Below are 14,720 nucleotides of genomic sequence, written 5' to 3'. Positions count from 1 at the left end.
CGCCCCGGCATGACGAGGTCGGGCCGGATGCGCGCCGGAGCGACCGCCTCTGCGCGACGAGGCGGGGCTGCGCCTGTGCCGGAGCCACTGGCTCAACGAGTGGCGAGGCTGGCCCGACACGTGCCGGAGCGACCGGCTCCGCGCGATCGGCTCCGTGCGACGAGTCGGGGCCGGACGCGTGCCGGAGTATCCGTTTCCTACGCCTCCTCGACCGGTCGTGCCGATGCTCATACGGCCCCGCTATCGGCGGCATCCGACATCCCTATCGCGATCGGGCATTATTCACGGCCCTATTCTCACGGCGGCCCCGAGCGGCGGAACATAATGGAGACATGGCCAGCGCCGGGCCCGTCTGCGGGCCGATCTCCAGCTTCTCCCGGGTGCAGATCCTGCATCTGGTGCAGAGTCGAGCCGACCGCTCGATCGGCGAGCTGTGCGAGGCCACCGGGCTCCACGCCAACACCGTGCGCGAGCACCTGCAGCGTCTGATCGACGGCGGCTACGTGATCGCCGAGGTCGAGCGCCGCTCCACCCGCGGCCGTCCTCGCACCCTCTACAGCGCCGCGACGGGAGCCCCCGGGGCCTCCAGCGCCGTCGCCCGCGACAAGGCGAAGGCCGCGGCAGCGCGAGGAGACCTCATGCGCAGGATGCTGCCGGCCGCGGCATCCGATCTCGGACGCGAGGCCGACTACCAGCTCGACGCGCTGATCGAGCACCTGGAGGAGAGCGGATTCGAGCCCGTCGTCGACGACGAGCGCCTGACCGTCGATCTCTCGCCCTGCCCTCACGCGGCGGCGCGGCCGGAGGATCGTCCCGTGCTGTGCCAGGTCCATCTGAGCCTGATGCAGGGAGTGCTCGCCGAGGTCGGCGGGCCGCTCACCGCGGAGTGCGTGCGCGGCGAGCAGTCGGAGTGCACGGTGCAGCTGGGCGACGCGCGAGTGCCGTCGATCGAAGTGCGAGGAGCGACACATGGAATGGCTTGATCCGCTGGCGCTGAGCCGATGGCAGTTCGGCCTCACCACCGTCTACCACTACCTGTTCGTGCCGCTGACGATCGGCATGGCGCTGGTCGCGGCGATCTTCCAGACCGCGTGGGTGCGCACCGGCAAGGTCCAGTACCTGCACCTGACCCGCTTCTTCGGCAAGATCTTCCTGATCAACTTCGCCATGGGCGTGGTCACCGGCATCGTGCAGGAGTTCCAGTTCGGCATGAACTGGTCGGACTACTCCCGCTTCGTCGGCGACGTGTTCGGCGCCCCGCTGGCCTTCGAGGGGCTGCTCGCCTTCTTCTTCGAGGCGACCTTCATCGGGCTGTGGATCTTCGGCTGGGACAAGCTCCCGCAGAAGCTGCACCTTGCCACCATCTGGTGCGTCTCGATCGGCAGCATCCTGTCGGCGTACTTCATCATCGCCGCCAACGCGTTCATGCAGAACCCGGTCGGCTACACCTTCAACCCCGAGACGAACCGGGCGGAGCTCACCGACTTCTGGGCGCTGCTGACCAACCCGGTCGCGCTCGCCGCTTTCCCGCACACGATCTTCGGCGCCCTGATGTTCGCCGCCGGCGTCGTGATCTCGGTCTCGGCCTGGCACCTCGCACGCGGCCAGCACTTCGACACCATGCGCATCTCGCTCAAGTTCGGTCTGTGGGCGATGATCGTCTCGACCGCCGGTGTCGTGCTCACCGGCGACCAGCTGGGTCTCGCGATGTACGCCGCGCAGCCGATGAAGATGGCGGCGGCCGAGGCCACGTTCAACACGGTCTGCGGCCCTGACGCCTCGTTCAGCCTGTTCACGCTGGGCACCCCGGACGGCAGCTCCGAGCTGTTCTCCATCCGCGTGCCGTACCTGCTGTCGCTGCTGTCGACGCACACGTTCGACGCCTGCGTGCACGGCATCAACGACCTCAACGCCGAGTACGCGACGACCTTCGCCGACACCGGGCTGACCGAGTTCGCCCCGATCCTGTGGGTCACGTACTGGGCGTTCCGCTGGATGATCGGCCTCGGCATGGCCGCAGCGCTCGTCGCCGTCGTCGGCCTCTGGCTGACCCGCAAGGGCGCCAAGAAGCCCCCGGCCCCCTGGATGTGGAAGCTTGCGATCTGGTCGTTCCCCCTCGCGCTCGTCGCCAACATCATGGGCTGGGTCTTCACCGAGATGGGCAGGCAGCCCTGGATCGTGTTCGGGCTCATGACCACGCAGGACGGCGTCTCGCCGGGCGTCTCGGGCGTCGAGGTGCTCATCTCCCTGATCGCGTTCACGGCGATCTACGCGGCGCTCGCCGTCGTCGAGATCCGACTCATCGTGAAGGCCGCGCAGAAGGGCCCCGACACCACAGAGCAGCCCCACGAGGAGACGGCCCAGCTGTCGTCTGTCGTCTACTGAGAGAAAGGAGAAGACCGTGGAATACCTCTGGTTCTGGATCGTCGCCTTCTTCTTCGTCGGCTACTTCGTGCTCGACGGATTCGACTTCGGCGTGGGCATGTCGCTGCCGTTCCTCGGCAAGGACGACGTCTCCCGCCGTCAGGTGATCAACACCATCGGCCCCGTGTGGGATCTCAACGAGACCTGGGTCATCGTCGCCGGCGCCTGCCTGTTCGCGTCGTTCCCCGAGTGGTACGCGACGCTGTTCAGCGGCTTCTACCTCCCGCTCCTGCTGATCCTGCTCGCGCTCATCCTCCGCGGGGTCTCGTTCGAGTACCGGCACCAGCGCGACTCGCTGAAGTGGAAGCGCGGCTTCGACCGGATGATCGTGATCGGCTCCGTCGTCCCCGCGCTCCTGTGGGGTGTGGCCTTCGGCAACATCGTGCAGGGCGTCGCCCTCGATGAGAACCACATCTTCGTCGGCGGCCTGCTGTCGCTGCTGAACCCGTACGCGCTGCTCGTCGGCGTGACCACGCTGCTGCTGTTCTTCCTGCACGGTGTGCTGTTCGTCGCCCTGAAGACCGACGCGCAGGTGCATGAGGACGCGCGTCGTCTGGTCCGCCTCGCGGCGGTGCCCACGATCCTCGCCGCGGCCGGCACGGTCGTCTGGACGATCGTCATGGCGGCGGAGCGGGAGGCGCCGCTGCTGTGGATGGTGATCGGATGCGGCGCTCTCGCCGCGGTCGCTCTCATCGGAGCGGTCGCCTTCTCGCTCCGCGGACGCGACGGCTGGGCGTTCGCCGCCGCCGCGGTGACCGTGGCCGGTGCGGTCGTGATGCTGTTCGGCGCGCTGTTCCCGTACGTGATGCGGTCGACCATCGACCCGGCGTACAGCCTCACGATCGAGAACGCGTCGAGCACCCCGTACACGCTGCAGATCATGAGCTGGACGGCTCTGGTCGCGATGCCGCTCGTGCTGCTCTACCAGGGCTGGACGTACTGGGTGTTCCGCAAGCGCGTGCGGCGCAGTCACATCGAGGCGGCTCCGGCGCACGCGTGAAGCCCCTCGACCCCCGTCTGCTGCGGTACGCGAGTGCCGCACGGGTGTTCGTCGCGGCCTCCGCGCTGATCGGCGTGGCGCAGACGGCGGTCACGGTCGCGTTCGCGTGGATGCTGACGGATGCCGTCACCGGCGCCGTCGCGGGGCGCGACGTGACGGCGTCGATCCTGTGGTTGCTCGGGCTCGCCGGCATCCGCGGACTGCTGATCGCCGCGTCGGACGCCGCGGGCACACGCGCGGCGGCGGCGACGGGTGCGCAGCTGCGGGCCGCGCTGATCTCCGCGGTCGGGCGGCTCGGACCAGGGTGGCTCGCACAGCGCAACCGCGCCTCTCTCGCGGTCACCGCGGGGCACGGGCTCGAGGCTCTGGACGCGTACTTCGCGCGGTACATCCCGCAGCTCGTGCTGACGGTGATCGCGACCCCGGTGCTCGTCGCCGTCATGTGGTGGCAGGACTGGCTCAGCGGCCTCACCGCGATCATCACGCTCCCGCTGATCCCGCTGTTCCTCGTGCTCATCGGCATGGCGACGCGCACCGTGCAGCGCCGCCAGTGGCAGACGCTCCAGACCCTCGCCGTGCGGTTCGCCGACACCGTGCAGGGGCTGTCGACGCTGCGGCTGTTCGGACGCGACCGGCGTGCGGCCGACCGCATCGAGGCGACGGCCGACGACTACCGCCGCGAGACCATGAAGGTGCTGCGGTTCTCCTTCCTCTCGGGTTTCGCGATGGAGCTGCTCGCGTCGCTGGCCGTGGCCCTGATCGCGGTGTCGATCGGGTTCCGGCTGCTCGCGGGCGACCTGTCGCTCGAGGTCGGACTGTTCGTGCTGCTCCTCGCGCCCGAGGCGTTCCTGCCGATCCGTCAGGTCGGCGTGCAGTTCCACGCCGCGGCCGAGGGCGTCGCCGCCACGGAGGACGTGTTCGAGGTGCTCGACGCGGCCGGTGCTGCGGGAGCCGGTGCTGCGGGGGCCGGTGCCGCGACAGCCGGTGCGTCGGTCGCCGGCGCGTCGGTCGTCGGCGCTGCGGTGGGGGCGCGCCAGAACTCCGGAGAACCGGGAGCATATGCGGGGGGAGACCCTCGCCCGGTTCACAACTCCTCACAAACCTGGCTGGATCGACGCGGAGACGGCCCGGAGAGCGGCGAACGGGCCGTTCTTGAGGAGTTACGGACCGCCGCGCCCGCGCACCTCGTCGTCGAGAACCTGCGCGTGCGCGATCTCGCGCCCGTCTCCTTCGCCGCAGAGCCAGGAACCATCACGCTCATCGAGGGGCCGAGCGGAGCGGGCAAGTCGAGCCTGCTCGCGGCGCTCCGCGGAGCGGTCCCGTTCGACGGCTCTGCGGCGTTCGGGGGCGCGGACGTCCGTCACCTGAGCCCCGCCGACTGGCTCGCCTGGTCGGGGCAGCGGCCGCAGCTGAGCCGCGGGACCATCGCCGCGAACGTGGCCCTCGGCGATCGGGAGCCGGATGCCGACGGCATCCGCTCCGCCCTCGCCGCGGCCTGCGCCGGAGCGCTCGACCCCGACCGGGAGCTCGGCGTGCAGGGCAGCGGGCTCTCCGGAGGGCAGGCGCAGCGGGTGGCCGTGGCCAGGGCGCTGTATCGGCACGCACGCGGCGCCCACCGGGTCCTCGCGCTCGACGAGCCCTCCAGCGCCCTCGACCCCGACACGGAGGCTCGGCTGTGGACGAGCCTGCGCGAGCGCGCGGATGCCGGGGCGACGATCCTGCTCGTCTCGCACCGTCGATCGGCCCGCGACATCGCCGACCGCGTCGTCGACCTGGGGGTGGACGCATGACCGGCGCCTCCGTGTCCGCGATCCTGCGGCGGGCCCAGCCGCCGTTCCTCCGATTCCTCCCCGGCCTCTTCTGGGGCGTGCTGTCGGCGGCAGCCGCGGTGAGCCTGCTCGCGGTGAGCGGCTGGCTGATCGTCAGCGCCTCGATCGTGGACTCGCTGGTGCCGCTGTCGATCGCGGTGGTCGGCGTGCGCTTCTTCGCGGTCTCCCGCGCGGTGACGCGCTACCTCGAACGTCTGACCGGGCACGATGCGGCCCTGCGCCAGCTCGCCCGCACCCGTTCGGATCTGGTGCGGCGATTGATCCCGTTGTCGCCCGCTGGCCTCGGCGGCACCGATCACGGCCGGGTGCTCTCCGCGCTAGTCGACGACGTCGAGAACCTGCAGAATCTCCCGCTGCGCGTGGTCCAGCCGTTGGCGGTCGCCGGGGTGGTCGCGGTCGGCGCCGTCGGGGTCGTGGCGATCATCTCGCCGCCCGCCGCGCTCGCGCTCGCCGCGTGCCTGCTGATCGCGGCGGGCGCCGCCGTGGGGCTCGGATGGCTGTTCGGCTCGCGTGCGGAGGCGTCGCTGTCGTCGCGTCGAGCGGATCTGTCGGCCGCCCTGGTCGACTACTTCGGCGACCTCGACGTGCTGATCGCCTACAGCGCGGAGGAGCAGGCGCGCGGGCGCATCGCGGATGCCGATCGGGCCCTGCGCCGTGCGGTCGGTCGTGCGTCCCTCGCTCAGGCGATCGCGGCCGGCGTGGTGTCGGTCGCGGCGGGAGCGGCATCCGCGTGGGCGCTGGCGGTCGCGGCTCCCGGCATCCTCTCCGGAGCGATCGACGGGCCGTGGCTGGCCGTCGTCGTCCTGGTGCCGATGGTGGTGTTCGAGATCTTCGGGGCGGTGCCGATCGCCGCGTCGTCGTGGCGGAGCGTCAGGGCGAGCGCCCAGCGCATCGCCGACGTCCTCCCGGACGAGGCGCCGCGAGAGCTCCGCGCAGACGACGGAGCGGATGCCGACTTCGGCGGGGTGCCGACGCTGAGGCTCCGCGGAGCTCGCGCGCACTGGCCGGGCGGGGCCGTCGCGCTCGCGGGGGTCGACCTCGATCTCGCCCCGGGGGAGCGGGTGCTCGTCTCGGGCCCGAGCGGTGCGGGCAAGAGCTCTCTGGCCGCCGTGCTCGTCGGCTTCCTCCGCATCGAGGGCGAGTATGCCCTCGACGGCATGGACGCCTCGTCGCTCTCGGGTCCGGCGCTGCGCCGGACCATCGGCCTGTGCGAGCAGAGCCCGCAGCTGTTCGACGAAGACCTCAGGCAGAACCTGCTGTTCGCGAGGGACACGGCGACGGATGCCGAGCTGCTCGACGTCCTCGACAGGGTCGGTCTCGGAGCGTGGGTGGCCGAGCGCGGAGGGCTCGACGCTCGGGTCGGGGACCGCGGTGCGCTGGTGTCCGGCGGTCAGGCCCAGCGGATCGCGCTCGCGCGAGCGCTGCTCCGCGGCTTCCCGGTGCTCGTGCTGGATGAGCCGACCGCTGGCGTGGACCCCGCGGCATCCGATGCGCTGCTGCGAGACCTGCTGCACGCCGCGGGGGAGCAGTCGGTGCTGCTCATCTCGCACGTCGCCCCGCCGGTGGGCACGGTGGACCGCGTCGTCCGGCTCGAGGGCGGCCGCACGGTCTGAGGTCGCACGAAGCGTGACAGAAGACTCGGGACGGGTCAGGGGGCGAGGTCGGCGCGGGGCTCCATGACGACGCCCATCGCCTCGAAGGCGCGGCGGCGCTCCTCGATGCGGCGGTGCAGCTCGACCTGCGCCTCCTCCACGACCGAAGCATCCAGGTCGACGGTCCGCGGATGCGGGTCACCGTGGTTCGCCGCGATGTAGGCGTCGAGCTCTGGGCCCGAGGTCCACGACGTGATCAGGGCGAAGCGCGGGGCGACGCCGCGATGCCACACCGCATGCCAGAAGCGCTGGGTGTCGACGATGATCCGGGAGCCCTCGCGGAGCGGCAGGCGGATCTCGGTGGCGGGGTCGAAGCGGTCGGAGCGCAGGATGAGCAGGGAGTCGGCGTCGTCAGAGAGGTTGAAGAAACCGCGGACCACCCAGCCGGTGCCCTCGTCGTTGAGGCGGTTGTTGTCGTCCTGATGGAGGTTGTAGATCGCGTCGGCGTACTCGTTGGGCTGCAGCTCGATCACGCGGCACCGTCCGACGCCGGCGCCGGGCTCGATGGCGCGGCGGTGCAGCACGGGAGCGAGGGCGACCTGCGAGGCGACCCACACCCCGTCCTTGTCGGGACGTGGAGGGGTGTGGTTCCAGAAACCGTTGCACTCGACGTCGCCGGCGAAGCTCGCGAGCGGGGCGAAGCGCGTGATCCCCGACGAGCGCCACGGCACGTACTCGAGATCGAGCCACTCGGCGGGGTCGGACGACTGGTCGTGGTCGTCGAGCACGACGTAGCCGGTCTCGGCCAGTGCCTCAGACGTGATGTACCCCATGCCGCGTCCTCCTCGGTTCTCGCTTAGGCAATCCTAACTCGGGGCATCCGTCGCTCGCAGGCGCCGATAGCCTGGAAAAATGACTCAGCCGCAGGGCGCCCACCTCGTGGGCAGCGTGAACTACGACGATGCCGAGACCACGATGCGCACGGCATCCGCGATCCTCGGACGGCGGCTGCGCCGTCTGCCCGACGGGGAGGTCGGCACGAGGTTCCACTGGATCATGTTCCAGCCCGACGTGCTCGGCCAGGCTGAGGGCATCGAGCGGGTAGGCGACGAGCCGATCCCGTTCCGTGCAGGGATCGACGCCAGGCCGCTGCGGATCGCCCAGGGAACGGATGCCGCCGGCATCCGCCTGCCCGCCCTCGGCTACGCGTCTGCGGCGATCGACTCCTACGTGGTGTTCTCTCGTCTCCGCGCGGCGGGGGAGCTCGCCGAGGGGGCCCGGTTCCAGGTGTCGCTGCCGACCCCGCTCGCGGTGATCTCCTCGTTCTTCTCCGGCGACGACCGGGCGGCGATCGAGCCCGTGTACACGGCGGCGATCCTGGGCGAGGTCGACGAGATCCTCGCGGCGATCCCGCACGACGACCTGGCGATCCAGTGGGACGTCGCGAGCGAGATGGGCATCATCGAGCGCGCGGCCGGCTACGGCAAGGTCATAGAGGCGTGGTGGCCGGGCGACGCCTTCGACGGTCTCGTGTCGCGACTGGCTGCGCTGGTGGATGCCGTGCCCGCCGACGTCGAGGTCGGCGTGCACCTCTGCTACGGCGACGCGGGGGAGAAGCACTTCGTGGAGCCGACGGATGCCGCGAACCTCGTGCGCTACGCGAACGCCGTGACCGCGGCATCCGCGCGGGATCTGACCTGGCTGCACCTGCCCGTGCCGATCGAGCGTGACGACGAGGCGTACTTCGCACCGCTCGCCGGCCTGTCGTACGACGGCGAGCTGTACCTCGGGCTCGTGCACCGCGAGGACGGCGTCCAGGGTGCCGAGCGCCGCATAGCCGCCGCACGCCCCTTCACCCCCGAGTTCGGCGTGGCGACGGAGTGCGGCATCGGCCGCGCCCCCGCAGGAACGACCGAGGACATCCTGCGCACCCACGCGGAGCTCGCCGCCACCTGGTGAGCCGGGTCGCGTCGCGTCGCGTCGCGTCGTGCCGTGTCGACTTCACGTGAAGTCGCCGAGTGCACGGCTCGTTGGCGCGAACGTCCCATGCACTCGGCGAGAGCACGAGAAGTCGACGGGCGGTGGATCGCTCGATTCGCGCCGGGGCGGCGTCTCGCGTAAGCTAGTCCGCGGTGACGTGTCCGAGCGGCCGAAGGTGCAACTCTCGAAAAGTTGTGTAGGGTAACCCCCTACCGTGGGTTCAAATCCCACCGTCACCGCCAATGAAGAAAGACCTCCACGAAGTGGGGGTCTTTCTTCATTTTCCGAACGCTGCGGGATTGGGAGGGCGCCACCCGAGGGCGCCCCCGGTGTCGGTGCATCGAGGTAGCGTCGGGACTGCACCGCCGCCGTCTCGGAAGAGGTCTCCCATGCCCGGAATGTCACCCCTAGAGGTCAGTGAGAATGATCTCGATGACCTGCGCCGGCGACTTCGCGGGACGCGCTGGCCGGAGCCGTGGCCTGTGCAGGGCTGGGATGCGGGCACTGATCAGGATGAGCTCCGCCGGCTCGTCGGAGTATGGCTGAACGACTTCGACTGGCGCGTTCAGCAAGAGCGCATCGACGCGCTGCCCTGGCGACGTGCAGACATCGACGGCGCGTCCGTCGCGTATCTTCGCTTCGATCCCGAGCCCGGAGGTTCCGGCGTCCCCGTGCTGCTCACGAACGGCTGGCCGAGCACGGCGCTCGAGCTCGTCGACGTCGCGCGACGCCTGGCGACGCCGTCTCTCTTCGGGGGAGACCCTGCAGACGCCGCCCCCGTGATCGTGCCGGCGCTTCCCGGTCTCCCGTTCTCGCCGCAGCGTCCCAGGCTCGGCGAGCAGACGCACGAACTCTGGCACGCGCTGATGACGCGGCATCTCGGCTTTCCCCGCTACCTCGCCCACGGCGGCGATCTCGGGGCGGGGATCACCTCTCGACTCGCGCAGGCGCATCCCGACGAGGTGGTCGGCATCCATCTGCTGGCGGTGGCCCCTCCGGCGCACATCGATGAGGAGACGATCACGCCCGAAGAGGAAGCCCATCTCGAACGGGTGCAGGAGTGGCTGAGGACTGAGGGCGGATATCAGCATCAGCAGCAGACCCGCCCGCTGACGTTGGCGCCCGCGGTGTCGGACTCCCCGGTCGGACTGCTGTCGTGGATCCTGGAGAAGCATCGTGCGTGGAGCGACTGCGATGGGGATGTCTCCTCCCGGTTCAGCAACGACTACCTGCTGACGCTCGCGTCGGTGTACTGGTTGACCAACTCGATCGGCACGTCGTTCCGGGCCTACTACGAGCATGCGTCGGGGTTGACGTCGCGCGTCGAGCGGGTGCGGGTGCCGACCGCCGTCGCTCTCTTCCCGCACGACATCGCCTCGCCGCCTCGACGGTGGATCGAGCGCACCTACGACCTCGTGCGATACACGCGGATGCCGCGGGGCGGCCACTTCGCACCGCACGAGGAGCCAGCCCTCCTCGCCGATGACATCGCGGCGTTCGCCCGCTCGCTGCCGCACCCTCCGATCACGGAGTGACGCTGACGCAGGCTCTCGGTGATGTGCTCCCCGCCCGAACTCTGCTTGTCAGTTGAGCGCGCTATGCCGGTACCACGCCGTGGAAACCGCCTGGCACACTTGAGTCATGACAGACGAGGGACAGGTCGGGAGCGGCGACCGGTGCGAGGTCGTGTCCGGCACGCATCGAGGCAAGGCGGGTGTCGTGGAGGACGTCAACACCAGCAGGACGGGTGCCGTCACCATCACGGTGGTGCGGCCCGACGGCCTGCGATTCAAGACTCTCGCGAAGAACGTCCGAATCCTCTGACGTCAGCAAGGGCGTTCGATCCGAGGCCTCTCACGCGAAGTCCTCGGCGATCATCCAGCGATCTCGCACACGGAAGGCGGGGATCGTCTGCCGCCGCGCCTTGTTAGTCGCCGAAGCTCCGGTGATCCCCGCTGCCCTCGCCCAGTCGGCGAGCGGGATGAACCGGGGGCTCGAGATCAGCGCGATGCGCTTGTGCAGTGATTCGAGGACGAGCAGGACGAGCAGTCGGGTCATGCCCTCGGAGGAGTCCTTCCTCGAGTACTCCTCGAGTTGGGGGTAGTAGTCGAGATGACGGTTGCGTGCACGAACGATGACCGGAGGCAGGCCGATGTCCTGGAGCTGCTTGTTGATCAGCACGCGTCCGATTCGTCCGTTGCCGTCAACGAAGGGATGGATGATCTCGAACTCGCAGTGGAACCAGGCGATCCTCTCGAGAGGAGACATCGATTCGTCGGTCTCGTACCGGGTCACGGCGTCGTCGACCAACTGGGGTACGAAGGCGGGGTTCGCTCCCAGGTGGCCACCGACCCGCACCCATTCATCGTCTCGTCGGAAGCGGCCGGCGACGTCGTCTCGGATGCCTGCGAGCAGCATGCCATGCCATCGAAGCATCAGCGCACGGGTGAACGGCTCACCACCACGGAGGAGATCCTCGGTCACCGCGGCGAGGTTCCTCGTCTCGTAGACCTCGCGGAGGTCTCGGCGTGCGACGGGCGTGAGCCCGGCGAGGATCCGCTCGGTGTCGTCGAGCGTGAGCGTGGAGTTCTCGATCGCGTTCGACTGCTGCACCGACTCGGCCAGTTCGGCGAGCGTGATCTCGACGAGAGCCTGGGGGTGCCGGGCGGCGAGGAGCCGGTACTCCTCGGCCGTGGCGTCGAGTCGTTCCCACGTCGCTCGATTGATCACACCGTCATCCCCTCGGTTGCGTCATACTTATCGTGAATTATTGCAGGATACGCTCGCAATTCACGCATTCACACGGCCGGCACCACCCGCTCGTCGAAGTCGATGTGGTGGCCCTGCAACCACATCATCGCCTCGCCGCCGTCCTTCGCCGCGGCGCGGAACTTGCCGGGGAGGATCAGGTCGCGGAGCACGCGCATGACCGGCCCCGCGGCCTTGTCGGACGATGAACGGTGCCCGATCTCGACGATCTTCTCGACGCGGGTCTGACGCAGCGACTGGAACGTCGCGAGCGCCGATGCGGTGGTCGGGCAGTCGCGCAGGCACTGGGCGAGGACCACGGCATCCTCCAGCGACATGGACGCGCCCTGACCGGCTGCGGGTGAGGTGGCGTGAGCGGCGTCGCCGATGAGGGCCATGCGGGATCCGTCGTGCCACCTCTTCACCACGGGCATGTCGTAGGTCGCCCAGCCCTGGATCGGCCCCGGTGCCGCGTCGATGATCGAGGAGGACGGGCCGGCATCCCCGTCCATCAGCTCGTGCAGCCAGGTCCGCCACTGCCCGTCGCTCATCCCGGACAGCTGTCCGCGGGCGGGCTCGTCCTTCATCGGCGGGTTCGCGAACCAGAGCGTTCCTCCGTCGGGGGTGTTCATCCAGGCGAAGAAGCACCTCGTGCCGAACTGCATCCGGAAGTCCTGCGGTGGCGCATCCACCGTGAAGTCCGGGATGTACCCGCCGGTGTTGAGCACCGGCACGTAGCGAGGCGCGGGAGCCGTGGGATCGATGAGGCGCCGCACGGTGGAGTGGATGCCGTCGGCTCCGATGAGGATGTCGCCGGTGGCTTCGGTGCCGTCCGCGAAGCGCGCGATGACGCCGTCGCCCGCGTCGCGCGCGTCGATCAGGCGCTTGTCGTGGTGGACGGGGATGCCGTGGTGACGCGCAGCCTCGGCCAGTGCGACGAACAGCCGCGCCCGGGGCATCATGAGCGAGGTGAGTCCGTCGGGGCGGCGGAAGGCCATCGGCATCTGCCCGAGCGAGCGCCCTCGTCCGTTCACGAAGCTGATCGTGTCGACGGGGTAGCCGATCTCGGCGACCCAGCTCTCGAGCCCGACGGCGCGCAGCGCATCGAGGCCGTTCGCCTGGAAGTTGATCCACGACCCGCGCTGGTCGGCGTCCGGCGGGAGCTGCTCGAACACCTCCGCCTCCATGCCGATCCTCCGCAGTGCGACGGCGAGCGTGGGGCCGGCGATGCCGCCACCGATGATGAGCGCCTTGGTCATGACTCTTCCTCCTTGGTATCTTGATCGTCAAGCAATCATGAGCGAAGGAAGCCTTGAATGTCAAGTAGTTTGAGTGTCAAGGAACAACAGGTCGGCGCCGCCATGCAGAAGTATCAGGCCGCCGTCGACGACTTCGACCGCCAGATGGCGCGGCTGCTCGGTGTCAACGGCACGGACCTGCGCTGCCTCGAAGTGCTCATCGGCGCGCAGGAGGAGATCACCCCGCGGATCATCGCCGACCGATTGGGGCTCACGACGGGGAGCGTGACGACCATGCTCGACCGCCTGGAGCGAGCCGGATACGTTCAGCGCACCCCGCACCCGGATGACCGGCGCAAGGTCGTCGTCGAGGCCACGGATGCCGCGCGCCGGCGCACCTGGGAGATGATCGGTCCGCTGGTCGAGGAGAGCACGGATGCCGTCACCCGCGACTTCACCGATGCCGAGCTCGATGCCGTGGAGAGGTTCCTCACCCGCGCGACGGCGCTGCAGGAGCGCCACACGTCGCGGCTTCGCGGACGCGACTGAGGTCGAACACCGACTGTTCCCGCGCGATTCACGCGACTGCGCTCGCGCAGACCCCCGCGGAAGCGCACAATGTCAGCAACGACCGAGACGAACGCGCTGCCGCGACCTCCGCGACCGCTGAAAGGGAGCGGCTCATGACGGACACGTGCGAGCGCGTGACGGATCCCGTCTTCGCGGGTGCCCGATGATCGTCGACTGCGCCCGCTACCTGCACGGGCGGCGTCAGGGCGAGGGACCGCTGGGCGTGCGGGAGGCCGCCGCGCTGGGAGACCAGGACGGTTTCGTGTGGTTGGGTCTGTTCGAGCCGGAACCCGACGAGCTCGCCGAGGTGAGGGAGGCGTTCGGCCTGCACGAGCTGGCGATCGAAGACACGCAGACCTTCCACATGCGTCCGAAGATCGAGACGTACACGGAGAACGACACGCGGCTGGTGATCGTCCGCACGGCGCGCTACGACGATGCGGCCGAGGAGGTCGAGTTCGGCGAGATCAGCGTGTTCGTCGCGCCGACCTTCGTCATCACCGTCCGGCAGGGCGTGGCGAGCGAGCTGCACGGTGCGCGTCAGCGTCTCGAACTCCAGCCCGACCTGCTCGCCGCGGGCACGGATGCCGTGCTCTGGGCGATCTTCGACCAGGTCGTCGACGGATACGCCCCCGTCGTGGCGGGGCTCGAGCACGACATCGACCAGATCGAGGCGACCGTCTTCTCCGGCAGCGCGGCGCCGACGGAGCGGATCTACTCGCTGCGCCGCGAGGCGACCGACTTCTACCGTGCGGTGCATCCGCTGCTCGGAGTGGTGGCCTCCGTCGAGCGCTCGTCCCGTCAGGCCGCGCTTCAGCCGTATCTGCGCGACGTCCACGATCATCTGACTCTCATCAATGAGGAGGTCGCGGCGCAGCGGGATCTGCTCGGTACCGTCCTCGAGGCCAACCTCTCCGTGATCACGGTCCAGCAGACCGCCGTCGGGGTGCGGCAGAACGCGACAATGGAGCGCCTCACCGTGCTCGCCACCGTGTTCCTGCCGTTGACGTTCATCACCGGCTTCTTCGGGCAGAACTTCAGCTGGCTCGGCGACCACACCGCCGGGTTCGTGCCGTTCCTCGTCTACGGGATCGGCGGGCTGCTCATTCCGCTGGGAGTTCTCTACTTCTGGCTGCGTCATCCCGGCGGGCGCAAAGACTGATCTCTCATCCCACGGCGGATTCCGAAGGTCGGGCAACCGCTTTCTGAACGACTTCGAATCGATCTACTCGGGGAACAAGCGAATTCGAAGGCTTTTCCTCTTTCCCTGAGGCGCACGGAGGAGTATCGTCACCCAGGTCACGAGTTCGCGATGCCCCCCGCACGCGGCTCGTCAGGC

Annotated in this window: 13 protein-coding genes and 1 tRNA gene; 11 read left to right on the top strand and 3 right to left on the bottom strand. The window is 69.4% G+C overall.

What is annotated here, in order from left to right; genetic code table 11:
- The first annotated feature begins 332 nt into the window (after positions 1 to 332).
- The 5 genes from CQ047_RS03475 to cydC are packed head-to-tail and all read left to right on the top strand — an operon-like array spanning position 333 to position 6,866.
- Positions 333 to 983, top strand: coding sequence for a metalloregulator ArsR/SmtB family transcription factor (locus tag CQ047_RS03475; protein WP_105672893.1), 651 nt, complete (start codon positions 333 to 335; stop codon positions 981 to 983).
- Positions 970 to 2,385 carry a cytochrome ubiquinol oxidase subunit I gene (locus tag CQ047_RS03470; protein ID WP_105672892.1) on the top strand — a complete coding sequence of 472 codons (1,416 nt, stop codon included), beginning with the start codon at positions 970 to 972 and terminating at the stop codon, positions 2,383 to 2,385. The genes CQ047_RS03475 and CQ047_RS03470 overlap by 14 nt, the downstream gene beginning before the upstream one ends.
- A gap of 16 nt (positions 2,386 to 2,401) precedes the next feature.
- A complete protein-coding gene (gene cydB, locus CQ047_RS03465; RefSeq protein WP_105672891.1) occupies positions 2,402 to 3,424 on the top strand; it encodes a cytochrome d ubiquinol oxidase subunit II in 1,023 nt (340 codons plus the stop codon).
- Positions 3,421 to 5,214 carry an ABC transporter ATP-binding protein/permease gene (locus CQ047_RS03460; RefSeq protein WP_105672890.1) on the top strand — a complete coding sequence of 598 codons (1,794 nt, stop codon included), beginning with the start codon at positions 3,421 to 3,423 and terminating at the stop codon, positions 5,212 to 5,214. Before cydB ends, CQ047_RS03460 begins: the two co-directional genes overlap by 4 nt.
- Positions 5,211 to 6,866 carry a thiol reductant ABC exporter subunit CydC gene (gene cydC, locus CQ047_RS03455; protein WP_105672889.1) on the top strand — a complete coding sequence of 552 codons (1,656 nt, stop codon included), beginning with the start codon at positions 5,211 to 5,213 and terminating at the stop codon, positions 6,864 to 6,866. The genes CQ047_RS03460 and cydC overlap by 4 nt, the downstream gene beginning before the upstream one ends.
- A 35-nt stretch (positions 6,867 to 6,901) precedes the next feature.
- Here cydC and CQ047_RS03450 read toward each other — a convergent pair whose 3' ends face one another.
- Positions 6,902 to 7,678: a hypothetical protein gene (locus CQ047_RS03450; RefSeq protein ID WP_105672888.1), complete on the bottom strand. Its 777-nt coding sequence runs from the start codon at positions 7,676 to 7,678 to the stop codon at positions 6,902 to 6,904.
- A gap of 79 nt (positions 7,679 to 7,757) precedes the next feature.
- Here CQ047_RS03450 and CQ047_RS03445 point away from each other — a divergent pair, with 79 nt between their 5' ends.
- From CQ047_RS03445 to CQ047_RS03430, 4 genes are all read left to right on the top strand, one after another.
- Positions 7,758 to 8,804, top strand: coding sequence for a hypothetical protein (locus CQ047_RS03445; RefSeq protein ID WP_105672887.1), 1,047 nt, complete (start codon positions 7,758 to 7,760; stop codon positions 8,802 to 8,804).
- Between the two features lie 172 nt (positions 8,805 to 8,976).
- Positions 8,977 to 9,067, top strand: a tRNA-Ser gene (locus tag CQ047_RS03440).
- A gap of 147 nt (positions 9,068 to 9,214) precedes the next feature.
- Positions 9,215 to 10,360, top strand: a complete 1,146-nt coding sequence (locus CQ047_RS03435) for an epoxide hydrolase family protein (RefSeq protein ID WP_105672886.1) — start codon at positions 9,215 to 9,217, stop codon at positions 10,358 to 10,360.
- Positions 10,361 to 10,466: 106 nt separating this feature from the next.
- Positions 10,467 to 10,649: a KOW motif-containing protein gene (locus CQ047_RS03430; protein WP_105672885.1), complete on the top strand. Its 183-nt coding sequence runs from the start codon at positions 10,467 to 10,469 to the stop codon at positions 10,647 to 10,649.
- Positions 10,650 to 10,679: 30 nt separating this feature from the next.
- Here the strand turns inward: CQ047_RS03430 and CQ047_RS03425 are convergent, their stop codons facing one another.
- A complete protein-coding gene (locus CQ047_RS03425) occupies positions 10,680 to 11,555 on the bottom strand; it encodes a Fic family protein (RefSeq protein ID WP_105672884.1) in 876 nt (291 codons plus the stop codon).
- Between the two features lie 68 nt (positions 11,556 to 11,623).
- Positions 11,624 to 12,832 carry an NAD(P)/FAD-dependent oxidoreductase gene (locus CQ047_RS03420; RefSeq protein ID WP_105672883.1) on the bottom strand — a complete coding sequence of 403 codons (1,209 nt, stop codon included), beginning with the start codon at positions 12,830 to 12,832 and terminating at the stop codon, positions 11,624 to 11,626.
- Between the two features lie 102 nt (positions 12,833 to 12,934).
- On the opposite strand from CQ047_RS03420, the gene CQ047_RS03415 reads away from it, so the two are divergent.
- Together CQ047_RS03415 and CQ047_RS03410 are read left to right on the top strand one after the other, a co-directional pair.
- Positions 12,935 to 13,360 (top strand): MarR family winged helix-turn-helix transcriptional regulator, encoded by a 426-nt coding sequence (locus CQ047_RS03415; protein ID WP_219844582.1) that lies wholly within the window; start codon positions 12,935 to 12,937, stop codon positions 13,358 to 13,360.
- A 184-nt stretch (positions 13,361 to 13,544) separates the two neighbouring features.
- Complete coding sequence (locus CQ047_RS03410; protein ID WP_105672881.1) at positions 13,545 to 14,543, top strand: magnesium and cobalt transport protein CorA; 999 nt, start codon at positions 13,545 to 13,547, stop codon at positions 14,541 to 14,543.
- Positions 14,544 to 14,720: the final 177 nt, after the last annotated feature.

The organism is Microbacterium sp. MYb72 (assembly GCF_002979415.1).
Lineage (GTDB): Bacteria > Actinomycetota > Actinomycetes > Actinomycetales > Microbacteriaceae > Microbacterium > Microbacterium natoriense.
The sequence above is the reverse complement of the archived record's forward strand: the minus strand, read 5'-3'. Positions and strand labels throughout refer to the sequence as shown.

Coding starts and splice junctions, on each gene's coding strand:
- CQ047_RS03435 (WP_105672886.1), top strand. CDS start 9,215: ATGCCCGGAATGTCACCCCTAGAGGTCAGTGAGAATGATCTCGATGAC.
- CQ047_RS03445 (WP_105672887.1), top strand. CDS start 7,758: ATGACTCAGCCGCAGGGCGCCCACCTCGTGGGCAGCGTGAACTACGAC.
- CQ047_RS03470 (WP_105672892.1), top strand. CDS start 970: ATGGAATGGCTTGATCCGCTGGCGCTGAGCCGATGGCAGTTCGGCCTC.
- CQ047_RS03475 (WP_105672893.1), top strand. CDS start 333: ATGGCCAGCGCCGGGCCCGTCTGCGGGCCGATCTCCAGCTTCTCCCGG.
- CQ047_RS03410 (WP_105672881.1), top strand. CDS start 13,545: ATGATCGTCGACTGCGCCCGCTACCTGCACGGGCGGCGTCAGGGCGAG.
- CQ047_RS03420 (WP_105672883.1), bottom strand. CDS start 12,832: ATGACCAAGGCGCTCATCATCGGTGGCGGCATCGCCGGCCCCACGCTC.
- CQ047_RS03415 (WP_219844582.1), top strand. CDS start 12,935: ATGCAGAAGTATCAGGCCGCCGTCGACGACTTCGACCGCCAGATGGCG.
- CQ047_RS03430 (WP_105672885.1), top strand. CDS start 10,467: ATGACAGACGAGGGACAGGTCGGGAGCGGCGACCGGTGCGAGGTCGTG.
- cydC (WP_105672889.1), top strand. CDS start 5,211: ATGACCGGCGCCTCCGTGTCCGCGATCCTGCGGCGGGCCCAGCCGCCG.
- CQ047_RS03450 (WP_105672888.1), bottom strand. CDS start 7,678: ATGGGGTACATCACGTCTGAGGCACTGGCCGAGACCGGCTACGTCGTG.